This window comes from Paenibacillus phytorum, from assembly GCF_013141715.1.
GTDB classification, from domain to species: domain Bacteria; phylum Bacillota; class Bacilli; order Paenibacillales; family NBRC-103111; genus Paenibacillus_E; species Paenibacillus_E phytorum.
In genome coordinates this window covers 21431-33690 of sequence record NZ_WHOA01000234.1, presented here as the reverse complement: position 1 = coordinate 33690, position 12260 = coordinate 21431, and the positions used below count along the sequence as shown (strand labels likewise).

Below are 12260 nucleotides of genomic sequence, written 5' to 3'. Positions count from 1 at the left end.
TTACAATCATATAAATGTTCTCTTGACTATCATAAACAACTGCCGTACGCATATGACCTTCGTTATAGGCTGGCATTTGCTCTAAAATCATATCACTCTCCCAGCCAAAGCTATCGTTAAGCTTCATGCTGACACCACCCTGTGCCCAATAACGCCGCTTATCTGTTACGGTCAGCTCACCGGCATGTGTAACTACTTGAATCGAGAATCGTTTAGTGACGTCATCCCAAACAAGCGTTCCACGCTTTAAGTTAGAGTCAATGCCCGTGTTGTACCAGCCAGATCCGTAATCGCCAGGCATTCCTTTCAAAGGTTGGTCGTTGATAACTGCGATGCTAAGCAGAGCTCCTTCCCAGAAAAAGCCCCCATTAATACCGTAATAGGGAGTTTTCGTTACATTCATATCGATCGCCTGCAGTCGAACATTATCCGGGGTAGTTTGAATTGTATGCAAGACGACGCCATTGGAAGCCTTCTGTTTTTCATAGTGATAATCACGAGGATTCGCAATATCCCTTTGAATATATCCAATTAACGAGACAAGCAATGCGGTGGCAATAAAAATAAGAAGTACATGAAAACGATTGAATCTAGAAGGCAAGAATTTCGTTAATGTTGAATAGTTCACAAGTACACTCCTTGTCGACTTTGTGTGATATATTTTACAACACAATATGCTGTGGAGTTAATGCGTAAAGAAAGATTAGGATAAGCTATTCTCTATATCCCTCTAAATTCCTTTTTTTCCTATAACTACATGTTTAAAAAAGAGCTTTATTTAGTACTTGCTTGTGAAAGGACATATCGATACTGTCGCCGTTCAGCGTTAGGTAGAGCAGTCCCGTATCCGCCTTCGGACCGCTTGCATAGTCAGGAAATAGAAAATTGCCAATGGAATAAGCAATAGGATGCTCTTCGCGCTGTATGCTTCTTTGGCATTATGACCGCCCCCCCACATAGAGCAATCCCGCCTTGTCCAGGTTATCGAATGGAAGTAATTAAATTTCGTGAAAAGTGGATATTATCTCTAATTACGACACCACCGGGCAGGATAGTTACAAAAAAAGGAAAATATAAAGGCATACCGAACTATGATAGTAGGGTAAGTACAATTTTGAAGGAGGTGCTTTGGCATGGCAGGGGTGCGGCATCAGCCTCCCGAACGGGGCGCGGGGAAAAGTGAAAGCACGGGCAGTGAACGAACGGCCGTTGGGGCGGCGCAGCAGGCCGCAACCTATGGCGACTGGATGCAGTTGCAGCGGACGGTGGGTAACCGGATGGTGGGGGAGCTGCTGCAGAGAGGCATGCGGATTTCCGCGGCTCCGCTGGCAGTAGGCGTGCAAAGAGCGGCAGGGCTGCCAACGAGCAAGGAGCTGCACGATGAAGGTCTGAAGGCCGGCACGAAGCTGTTCGGCAAGACGTCGTGGGGCAATCTGGATGACGCGCTGGTCGCCTATGAGAAGCTGGGCGACACGGATTATCGGGCGCAGGAAGAGCAGATGCAGAAGATTGAAGCTATTATTCGCGATTGGCGGGCAAGCTACGACCTGCGGAAAAGCAAGGAGAAGCTGAAGAAGAAAGATCCTGGTAAGCTGGCCAAGGTAGAGCAAATTCTGGTCGACATCCGGAAGAGGCGGGTCGTAATTCAAGAGGCGGAGGCTCCTTCCACCGTCGGAAGGGAGGGCCGCCGGCACGTAGAGGCGTTCCGCGGCGGCGAGAGGCTTGCTACTGTGCGAAAGGGCGAGGAGAAGAAAGAAGCGAAAGCCGCAGTCACGCTTGAGGATTATTTGCTAGGGCAGCGGTACAAGCCCGACCGCAACTATTTGTCATGGGGCATGGGGGAAATGGCGCACGTAAGCTGGAAGTCGCATGTCGGCTCCGGCGATGCCACCCAGCGGCTGGCGATTGCGCAGGCGGTCAGTCCGATGCTGATATCCTGGAAGGTATCCCATAAGTTCGACTTCACCAACACTCAGGATCCCATTGACAAATTCCTGACCGTGTATCCTCCAGAGGCTGAGGACGAATGGGAGCTGCTCGTGAACATGCTGGAGGAGGCGGTGGGTAGCTACGCCACAGTCGAAGTCTCCGGCGATATGCCGGTTGGCAAAACCGGCAAAGTGAATATGCGTCACGGTCAGAACACGCCACTTATGCTCGACATGATTAAAGGGCTCGATGTGAAAGAAGAGGGCAGCATCGGCCCGCACAAGCAATATGTCGGCAGTGCCGTGCAAGGTGGCGGCCTTCCGCTGTTGATAAACGGCCAAACGATGTTTTTCAGCAAGACAATGGAAGCTCCCGCTCAGTTAAACCCGCGATACGTCTATATGGCGATACTGGTTGACGGTCGAATCGTTACGGACAAGCGGGAGGAGCCGAATCCGGCAAACGTTCCGCTGCCGCCCGGGATCAAAAAATACGAGAGACAATAAGCAGCAGACGCGGCGGACGCGAACTGCGGCAAGGAGCGGCTAAGGTTGGGCGCGGCGCGATGCCGCGGGCTAAACGGGCGTCACTCCGCGCATCAGGAATGCTAATGAGCCGCCCTGGTTGAGGTAATGGACATGGAATGCCCGATGGGACCGCATTTATGGCCCATAGGATACATGCTTGCCGTTCAGCTTGTTTTCTATCCGGATTTATCGGGTCTTACTCAAGTGTTAAAGGTGATTTATAGCCCTTTGGAAAGATTCTTGAATAACAAAAAAATGAATAGAAACACATAACACCGCCACGATAAAGGACGGTGTTTTTTTTATTCAAGGGGCCAGTATCGGGTGACAAGACATTATCTTATTCCCGACAGAGACAGACAATGTTTGGCGGATTAATTTGCCCTCGCTTGGCAAGAGGATCATCTTACGTTTAGTCTTTGGTCATATTTTTCCTTCAAACGCTTTATGTCCGCTCTGGGAGGAGAACCAAACATACGAGAATATTCACGGCTGAATTGGGATGCACTTTCATAGCCTACCCGGAATGCGACATCAGCGGCATCCGCTGACTCGGATAATAATAGGCGTCGAGCTTCCTGCAATCGCAGTTGTTTTTGAAACTGAATAGGGCTCATAGCGGTTACCTCTTTGAAGTGTCTGTGAAACGAAGAAATACTCATACTGGCTATTTCTGCAAGCTCTTCAATTCGCAAAGGCTTATCACAGTCATTGATAATTTGTTCGATAGCGTCCCTGATTCGATAGATGCTGCTTCCTTCCATTGCGATTTGAGCCAACGTAACGCCATACTGCCCTTGCAGAAGCCTGTATAGAATTTCCCTTGTGTAGATGGGAGCGAGGAACGGAATGTCTTTGGGATTGTCTAGCAAACGAGCTAATCTGAGTATCGCATCCAGTATAGGTAACTCTATCTGACCGACAAACATAGCTCGCTTAGCATTTTCTTTCGGGGTGATTTGAATGTCAGAATTATTTAATACCTCCAAAATTTGACTCTGTGTAAATTCAAGTTTGAAACTCAAATATGGGGCGTCGAAAGAAGCTTTTATGACCTGGCCGATCACCGGCAAGTTCATGGATGAAATAAGGTAGTCGGCAGGACCATATTCGAAACGCTCCTGTGCCAGCAATATCTCTTTCAAACCTTGAGCTATGAAACATAAGGAAGGCTTGTAAACTCTGTAGACTGGCTCGGTCACATTAGAGTAGCGAATAAAAAATAAAGATGGGACTGCGGTCTTGTAAACTCCGTCTTGAGCCGAGTGACGTTCAATCAATTTGGCGAGTTCATATTGCTGTTTTAGTATTTCCTCCGACATAGGCTCCTCCTTGTTGTTTTATCTTTTTCAATTATAAGGCATTTACGTCTGTAGCGTTATTAGTAGTGAGAGGATTAGGCAATCATTTAAGACAAATGAGATAACGGTCTGTTTTTCATTTATTGCATAATAAGGTTACGCCCTTTAACACATATGAGTTCTTGACAGAACTTGAGGAGGAATGAAAGTGGAACGCCTATGGAAGAAGCCGTTTATTCTCATGACGGTAGGGATGTTTTTCCTATTCACTGGATATTATTCGCTGTATCCGACGCTGCCGCTGTTCATCAAACAGTTGGGCGGTAACGAAGCGCAGGTCGATCTAGCGGCGGGCGCGTTTATGCTGTCTGCCGTTATTTTTCGCCCGATCGTCGGCGTTCTGCTGGACCGGTTTGGCAGGCGTCCCTTTATCGTGTGGGGGCTGCTTCTTTTCATCTTGGCGATGTATATGTATGACTGGATCGGCGGAATCGTCGTTTTGATGGGGCTCAGAATATTGCACGGTATGAGTTGGGCCGTTTCCACTACCGCTGTTTACACGGCGATTGCGGATATGATCCCGTCGGCCCGTCGCGGAGAAGGCATGGGGTGGTTTGGTACGGCCACGACCATGGCTATGGCGGTCGGACCGATATTCGGCATCTGGGTTACACAGAACCAGTCGTACCACGCTCTGTTTCTATTCGCCGTAGGATTCTCTGCCGCAGCACTTCTCTTGACCTTTGGTGCAAAAATGCCTTTCCAGCCAAAATCTGGCGCAAGGAGAATCGATTTTTTCGAAAAATCGGTCTTGCCCGTCACGGCATCGAGCTTTTTTCATGCTATCGCTTATGGCGGCATTACCACCTTTGTCCCGCTGCGACGCGCTTCTTTCGGTCAGAATACATGAACCAGTGAAAAATAAAACTAAGGAGTGTATCGATTATATGGAATATGTAAAGCTTGGCCGCACCGGTTTGGAAGTTTCACGAATATGCCTTGGTTGCATGAGTTATGGGGTACCCGAACGTGGAATAGCTCCATGGTCGCTGAATGAAGAGGAAAGCAGGCCATTCATTAAAAAAGCGCTAGAACTAGGCATTAACTTCTTCGATACTGCGAATGTTTACTCTGACGGAACGAGCGAGGAAATTGTCGGACGTGCATTGAAAGAAAATGCCCGTCGTGATGAGGTCGTCATTGCGACAAAGGTATTCTTTCGCATGCGCCCGGGTCCGAATAGTGCGGGACTTTCCCGTAAGGCAATCATGAGCGAAATTGATAACAGCCTAAGACGGCTGGGTACGGATTACGTTGATTTGTATCAGATCCACCGATTCGATAACACTACGCCTATTGAAGAGACGATGGAGGCACTTCATGACGTAGTAAAGGCAGGTAAGGCAAGGTATATAGGAGCTTCGTCGATGTATGCTTGGCAGTTCTTGAAAGCGCAGCATGTCGCCGAACGTAACGGTTGGACCCAGTTTGTCTCCATGCAAAATTTATTGAATTTACTGTATAGGGAAGAAGAGAGGGAGATGCTGCCGCTTTGCCGCTCAGAGGGGATCGGTGTGATTCCATGGAGTCCGCTTGCTAAAGGTCGGTTAACCCGAGATTGGGATGAAAAGACAGCCCGTTCAGAGATAGACGAAGCCGGACAAAGGCTAGTTGCGGCAATGGTAGACGCCGATCGTAAGATCGTGGAGAAAGTTGCCGAAATCGCCGCCAAGCGCGGCATTCCTCGCGCGCAAGTCGCGCTTGCTTGGGTACTGCAAAAAGAGCAGGTAACAGCGCCGATCATAGGCGCAACAAAGCTTTATCATCTGGAGGATTCAGTTGCTGCGTTGTCGGTGAAGCTGGATTCAAACGAAATTGTGAGCCTAGAGGAGCCTTATGTACCGCATCAGGTATACGGCAACTAAAACTAGATGCTTCATCAAAAGGGGGATAGCCTCTATTTTTATGTGAGTATAGAAAGTTGGAAAACTGAAAAATTATAAGCTTTTCGGCTTCAAATGTAAAAAGACGACACTCTTGAGAGGTCGTCTTTTTTTGGTACTATTGTTGAAAGGTAGGTAAAATAACCTACTTTCTCTCAGCTTTAAGCCGCTCCAGCTCCTGCAGCACTTCGTTCTTGATGAGCGTATTCGTTCCAGCCAAGGTGGGATTGTGAAAAAACCGATCGACCTGAGCGTCTGCGGCAGCTCTCGCTTCCATCTGCCACACCTGCTCCTCCATTCTGGAAAAACCTTTTCGAACGGTATCCGTATCAACTGAAGCAACGACACGGTTCAGGTCTTGCATAGCCCGAGCGCTATTTGCTCTGGACATTAGAAACCACTTTTGACTTTGCAGCTCGTCGTACAGCGACTTCGAAGTATGAAGCGTTTCTTGCAGCATTGCGATATGCTGTTTCACAGTCTGATACTGCTCTAGATACACGTGGAGCCTCTTTTCGCAAATGAGCTTTTCTTCTATTGCGAGCTGTGCGATCGTTTCATCATCCCGATCGAGCGCGAGATTTGTTTGTCGGACACGATTTCCGATGACCTGCTCAAGCTCGCTGATTAACGCTTCAAACTTGCGCTCTGCGATCAACTGATTCGCGAGCGCGTCCTTGGCGGTAGCGATTTGTTCCTCCAGCTCTCTAAGGTACTGCTTGATCATGTAGATCGGATTTTCCATTTTATCTAGCATCTCGTTGATATCGGCCAAAGCAATGTCTTTTACTCTTTTAAAAATTCCCATTTGGTTTCTCCTCCTTGTGAATGTTGCGCTCCCATTCGTCTAGCATGTTCGCCTTGTGACTTAAGGGCATTTGATAGTAAACCGGCGGCATGGCAGCATCGATATTTGTAAACTGGTTGTTCTGCTTATGTGTTCGAAATCTTCTCCACAACAAATATCCAATTAAAACGACGACAAGCATCAGTACGATGCTCAGAAGTGGCGATCCATGAAAGCCATGGTGAATGCCTTCATAGGAGTTGTCTTTGAATTGGTGCAAATTTTCCGAGCCTCTTATATGCCTTTCTCCCATCTCTCATTCCTTCCTCTCTATTGTTTTACTTACATTTAGAAGTATAGGCTTGGTTTCTTAAGGAAAGGTGAAAGCCAACTGAATCTTAATTGAAAGGTTGCTGAAAATGCGCTGAATGCGCATTCCATCCAATTTTTTCGTTAAAATTACTATCGCTCGAATTGCTCAGCAACCTTATTTTTAATTTCATCTAAAGGGGATTGTGAAATAATGTTGAAATCTGTTAATTAATTGTTCAAAACTGACTAGCGATTGGCATCTATCCTATTGAGATCAATGACGCAGCAGGGAGGGAAGGAATGTATGTGGAAAATGAAGCAAGTGCAATAGTGAAGGACCGAGTAATTGTTCAGCAGTACGAAATTGATAGCACTTTGGTAGAACGGGCACAGCAAGGGGACACCGAAGCATTCGGTGAACTGATCGAACAGCATCGGAGCAAAGCGTGCGATTTGGCCAAGCGGATGACTGGAGACCCACATATGGCTGACGACGTCGTGCAGGATGCTCTTATTCGAGCATTTATGCATTTGGGATCTCTTGCGGATACGAGCCGGTTCCTCCCTTGGCTCCACAGGATTGTGCGCAATCAGGCAAACATGCGCTTGCGTCGCGGCGGCCCGTACCGAAAGGAAAGACCATTCACATCTATGGGGGCGGCCGTGAGTGAGGAGCCTCTAGTCGACTGGGAGAACCTTGACAGTATTCTGTACCATCTTGCTCGCACCGCGACCGATGCCGCAGTAAGGGATCAGGATCCGCAGGAAAACCTGCTGCGCAAAGAAATGTATGAAACGATACATGCACTGCTTCATTGCCTGACTCCTAAGGAGCGCGGGATATTCAGGGCTTACTTTTTTCGCCAGCTGGGCCCTGAGGAGATCGCGTCCATGTACCGGATGACAACCGGTTCCATATATACATACATTCACCGATCGCGCCAAAAGCTGAGAAAAGAGCATATCCGCGTTGCTCTTGGCTTAATTCCTGAGAAGGGAGAATGTGGAATGATCAGAAATAAAGTTTTGCAGATGCCGGACTGGCCGGCGCAGATTTCGGTAAAATCAACTTTTATTGACAGTATCGGGCGCATGCTGGCCTCGATGGGTGATCGTCGGGAGATGGCCGAACTGATGGGGGTCTCTAGCTTTGCTTTTCGCATGAAGATATCGGACCAAACTACATTCGCGGACAGCATTTATATTTTCGACTGGAGACGAACGCTGCAGACCTTCATGGGGGAGCTCGGTTACAAAATAACGATGCTCTGCGGGCAACTCTCGGACTCGCCTATACCGCTTCTTGGCGCAGTGGAACGGTTTCCAGTCGTCTTGCCGATTGAAGAATCGGTTCTGCCCTTCATTCGGAAGTACATTGATCTTGGGAAGCCGGTTTTGTACTTTGATACACAGGCTTCTAAGCCCTATGTTCACGAATGGTCCGTCATTTACGGGTACGACGAAGAACAACAGATCGTATACTTGTCCGATCAAATGCTTATAGAGGGTAAAACGCTTACGTACGACGAAGTGACGGTCAATCCGGTTCGTTTTGCAGCAGGCATTGATGGTGTTCTTGAGCCGGATGTTCGGCCAATTCGGATATCGGAGCAAAAGCAGCAAGCTGAACGAACCGTTCGTTTCGCTGTCAATTATGCACGGAATGGCTGCGAGTACCGCCCAATGACCAGCTACTTAAAGTACACGTCCGGGCTTATAGCATATAACCGCTGGATAGGTCATCTTCGTAACAGTCACGTCGTACCGAACAGGTATGGGTTAGGACAGCTGTCTGCGGTATACGCCGAGGCCAAACGTTATGCATCGCTTTATTTACGTAGCGTTCCATTCGAAGGTGAAGTAATGCGGCTGACGTTGCTAGCTTCAGATGCTTATGAACAAGCGGCGGAAGCGTTGGAGCAATTGAGCTCATATGTGCCGTTCATTCGTTCATCCGAAATGCTACTACCGGATATGCTTGAGACGTGTGCCGTTTATTTGGAAAAAGCAAAAGAATTCGAGACTGCCGCCGTCGGTTATTTGGAAGAAGCGCTTACCTTTATTAGAGAAGAGAAGGGAAGTAAATACTCATGACCGAAATACGATTTTTAACACAAATTGCTTACAATATGAAAAATGTGATGGACGCGAAGGAGTCTTTTGAACGGGCGAACCCAGATATTCGGATCGTTGTCGAGCAATTGAAAGACTATTTTGAAATCATGCAGGCACTTAAATCAGAAAACGCACCAGATATTATCGAAACGGGTGGCTATCAAATTGGCAACTCTGGAGGCATATTTATTGATTTAAACCCGTATATTGCAGAAAATGAAGGCTTGGAACAGGAGTTATATTCGGGTCTTCTGCGGGTTGCGAGACATGGCGGGATGCTGCCCGGACTACCGATTGAAGTCAGTTCACCGCTCATTAGGTATAACAAAGAGATGTTCGACCGGGCAGGACTATCTTATCCGACTGAAACTTGGACCTGGGATGACATGGTTGAAATGGCCAAAAGGCTGACAATTCGAGATAATAAAGGTATTGTGAGTCAGTTCGGTTTCGGACTCGGTGTCGATATCGAGTGGTTCGAACCTTTTGTAATGAGGAATGGAGGCAGGTACATATCACCCGACGGCTCGACGTCAAGAGGATATGTGGATAGCCCGGCTACAATTGAGGCATTTCGCAAAATTATCGATGCATACAGAGTTCACCATATCATACGTAAGCCCGGAGAACATTTCATAGCGGGAAATGGGCTTGATGAGAGCGCGATGACTTTCTGTTTTGTATGGGATACCCACCATCATAAATTGGATGAACGGTATGAAGTTGTCGGTTTGCCTTCATTACCTGGCGGGGAAGAGGCGAATATGATCTACATGGGCGGGATCGGTATAACGACGAATTCGGCGAATCCTCGAATTGCATGGGAATTCTTGCGCCATTACATCCTAGAGTGCCATTCGTGGATGCCACCAATTTCGAAATCGCAATCGGATCAACGAGGATTGAATAAACATCGGATATGGTCCCGGTACTTAAAGGAGCTCGATCATGTGCAGCTCAGTGGCTACTATCTGAACAAGAAGTGGAATGCTTCCCGACAATTGATCAAAGATGATATTCATAAAATGATCTTGGAAGGTGCCGATGTGTCACAGACACTGAGGTCCTGGACGAGGTATACTTAAATCAACAGAACAGAGTTCAAGCAGGCTACCAAGTGTAAACTCGGTGGCCTGCTGTACTAACGGGCAAACTTGAACATTGATAAATATTCGATCAACTGCTCGTGGTTTATTTGGAGTTTATTCGGCAAGGGATTATTGGTTAAGAGAGAGTTATCATATTTTTCGGGAATGACTGAGGAAAAAGTATCCTGCTTTAATACTTCGAATGCAACATCCGTATAACCCCAACGTGTCAAAAGTTTTTTTGTAAATTCTGAATGATTCATTATATCGGTAGTCCCAAGGTGGTAAATGCCCGTTAGCCCTTGTTCCATCAAATATGTAAGCTGCATCGATAATAACTGATCGGTGTTCCTGGTGGAATACAAATTGGAATAAATCTTTATTGACTCTCCGTCTTGAAGCTGCTGTCTCAACTCGTTAGTTCGAGGTGTATCATGACCAAAAAGGGTTGGAATCCTAACAATAATAAGTTTATCTAAAAGTATTTCAGCCAATACCCTTTCACATTCCACTTTAAATTGTCCATAATCACTGGCAGCGGAGGGGGGATCCTGTTCGAAATGCGGCGAGTCGGTACTTGCATCAAATACATTAGAGGTGGAACAAAAAATCATTCGGCCCCCTGTATTTCTTAAGTATTCAGCTGTTTTAATATGGAACTTAAGCTGCTTTACAAAATCTCCGCGCAAAGTCATAACTACGAAGTCAGGATTGACTTGCGATAAAAACTTGTCCAGTAAATCAAGTTCACCAATCGGAAGCTGAATAGTATGATCTGAAGGTAAAAATGACGGTTTACTCAAATTATAACTTCCATAAACATCATGATGATTAACTGTAAGAGTTTTTGTTAATGCTTTTCCGACTGTTCCGCTTACTCCGAAAATGATTATTTTCATTTATTCTTATCTCCTTTGAGGATTTAGAGAGGTACCTGATAACGGCGTGGGGAAGATGGGCGAGCATACCCTGATCCACAGAATATACAAATATTATGTTACGTAAAAATATTTTATTGCGTAGATTGATAATTGTCAAATAAATAAATCGAGCATGAGAAATTTAATTGTTTGGGAGATGAAAATCAGTGGCCGACCGGATAAATGAAAATCTAAAGAGCGTATCGTTTGGTACCCGCATAATCGCCTTTTTTTGGGATTATCTTATCATTTTGGGTTACATCATCCTGTTGATCGGAGTATCTTTTCTTGCAAGACCGCAGGTGACTCCGCTGTTTACGACAAGTCCCTTGTTGGCGGAGTTCACTGGGTTTCTATTCATTACACTGCCTGTATATCTTTATTTTGCCCTATGTGAGGGGTCGAAATCGCATGCAACATGGGGTAAACGAAAAATGAGGATTGTGGTGGCTGGCATTTACGGTCAACCAATCGGATTTAGATCCTCGCTTTTTCGTTCTACACTTAAATTCATCCCTTGGGAGCTCGCCCATTTCACGATATGGCACATGGTGATTCCTTCTGAGTATCCCAATTATTTAATTTATTCATTATTGGGGACAGTCTACGGTATGGTACTAATTTACTTGATAAGTCCATTATGGAGCAAAAATAAACAAACGGTTTACGACTCTATCGTGGGGACTGTTATGAGGTATAAGGATTAAAGATTCATTGGGAAATTTCGGTGATTTGATCTGGAACTAATCATTACGAATAATTAAATAAACGATCAGTCCTATGATTGGGAAAAACAACATTGCTAATAAAATAATTAGTGCAAATTCCGTGCTTTTACCTCTCCTCATACTATCTCGATATGCCCAAACGCATAAAACGATGTGTACCAAAAATAACGCAAAGGATATTAAGAAAAATAATAAAATAATACCGGAGCTAAATGCAAAACCAACGTTACTCTGCAAGTTTGACCCCCCCTTAATAAATACTAAGTTTATGTATATAAAAGTATGGGATATGGAAGTAATAAATGTTCGCTGGTTGCCGTTTTTGAAGCGGCTCCTTTTTGATTTCGTTGAAGTAACGGGTGGAGTCTTTCGAAAGGTTCAGTTGTAACGGCAAACCAAAGCCTTAATCCTTGCAAGAAGCTGGGTTAAGACCTTGGTTTTTGTGTGTTCATTAGACTTTGTGGACGGATTTCTGACTTGTTACCAGCTTTTAAATAGCTTATAATTATCAGATAATAGTAGATATTTTAATCTGTAAAAAATTGTAATACACGATGATATGTTTATAATTGAAACAGAAAAGGTGTGTGACTAGTTCGCGCCTTGTTTT

At 45.8% G+C, this 12260-nt stretch carries 11 protein-coding genes; 6 read left to right on the top strand and 5 right to left on the bottom strand.

All coding sequences use genetic code 11. From position 1 onward, the window contains the following. On the bottom strand, positions 1-628 hold a 628-nt coding region (locus GC098_RS32160; RefSeq protein ID WP_171647886.1), incomplete at its 3' end, for a hypothetical protein. A 505-nt stretch (positions 629-1133) separates the two neighbouring features. Here GC098_RS32160 and GC098_RS32155 point away from each other — a divergent pair. Next, on the top strand, positions 1134-2435 hold the full coding sequence (locus tag GC098_RS32155; RefSeq protein WP_171647884.1) for a hypothetical protein: 1302 nt from the start codon (positions 1134-1136) through the stop codon (positions 2433-2435). A 422-nt stretch (positions 2436-2857) separates the two neighbouring features. Here the strand turns inward: GC098_RS32155 and GC098_RS32150 are convergent, their stop codons facing one another. Next, complete coding sequence (locus GC098_RS32150; RefSeq protein WP_171647882.1) at positions 2858-3778, bottom strand: AraC family transcriptional regulator; 921 nt, start codon at positions 3776-3778, stop codon at positions 2858-2860. 187 nt (positions 3779-3965) lie between these two features. Between GC098_RS32150 and GC098_RS32145 the strand changes: the two genes are divergently transcribed. Together GC098_RS32145 and GC098_RS32140 are read left to right on the top strand one after the other, a co-directional pair. Next, positions 3966-4667 carry an MFS transporter gene (locus tag GC098_RS32145; RefSeq protein ID WP_171647894.1) on the top strand — a complete coding sequence of 234 codons (702 nt, stop codon included), beginning with the start codon at positions 3966-3968 and terminating at the stop codon, positions 4665-4667. A 37-nt stretch (positions 4668-4704) separates the two neighbouring features. Further along, a complete protein-coding gene (locus tag GC098_RS32140; RefSeq protein WP_171647880.1) occupies positions 4705-5682 on the top strand; it encodes an aldo/keto reductase in 978 nt (325 codons plus the stop codon). Between the two features lie 163 nt (positions 5683-5845). On the opposite strand, the gene GC098_RS32135 is transcribed toward GC098_RS32140, so the two are convergent. Together GC098_RS32135 and GC098_RS32130 are read right to left on the bottom strand one after the other, a co-directional pair. After that, on the bottom strand, positions 5846-6508 hold the full coding sequence (locus tag GC098_RS32135; RefSeq protein WP_171647878.1) for a PspA/IM30 family protein: 663 nt from the start codon (positions 6506-6508) through the stop codon (positions 5846-5848). Beyond that, positions 6495-6800: a hypothetical protein gene (locus GC098_RS32130; RefSeq protein ID WP_171647877.1), complete on the bottom strand. Its 306-nt coding sequence runs from the start codon at positions 6798-6800 to the stop codon at positions 6495-6497. Before GC098_RS32130 ends, GC098_RS32135 begins: the two co-directional genes overlap by 14 nt. A gap of 299 nt (positions 6801-7099) precedes the next feature. Here GC098_RS32130 and GC098_RS32125 point away from each other — a divergent pair, with 299 nt between their 5' ends. Both GC098_RS32125 and GC098_RS32120 read left to right on the top strand, forming a co-directional pair. Further along, a complete protein-coding gene (locus GC098_RS32125) occupies positions 7100-8893 on the top strand; it encodes a sigma-70 family RNA polymerase sigma factor (protein WP_171647875.1) in 1794 nt (597 codons plus the stop codon). Then, entirely contained in the window at positions 8890-9999 is a 1110-nt protein-coding gene (locus GC098_RS32120; RefSeq protein ID WP_171647873.1) for an extracellular solute-binding protein, read from the top strand. Before GC098_RS32125 ends, GC098_RS32120 begins: the two co-directional genes overlap by 4 nt. A gap of 56 nt (positions 10000-10055) precedes the next feature. Here GC098_RS32120 and GC098_RS32115 read toward each other — a convergent pair whose 3' ends face one another. Beyond that, on the bottom strand, positions 10056-10901 hold the full coding sequence (locus GC098_RS32115; protein ID WP_171647872.1) for a sugar nucleotide-binding protein: 846 nt from the start codon (positions 10899-10901) through the stop codon (positions 10056-10058). 188 nt (positions 10902-11089) lie between these two features. On the opposite strand from GC098_RS32115, the gene GC098_RS32110 reads away from it, so the two are divergent. Beyond that, positions 11090-11629 (top strand): RDD family protein, encoded by a 540-nt coding sequence (locus tag GC098_RS32110; RefSeq protein WP_312880473.1) that lies wholly within the window; start codon positions 11090-11092, stop codon positions 11627-11629. Positions 11630-12260 lie beyond the last annotated feature (631 nt).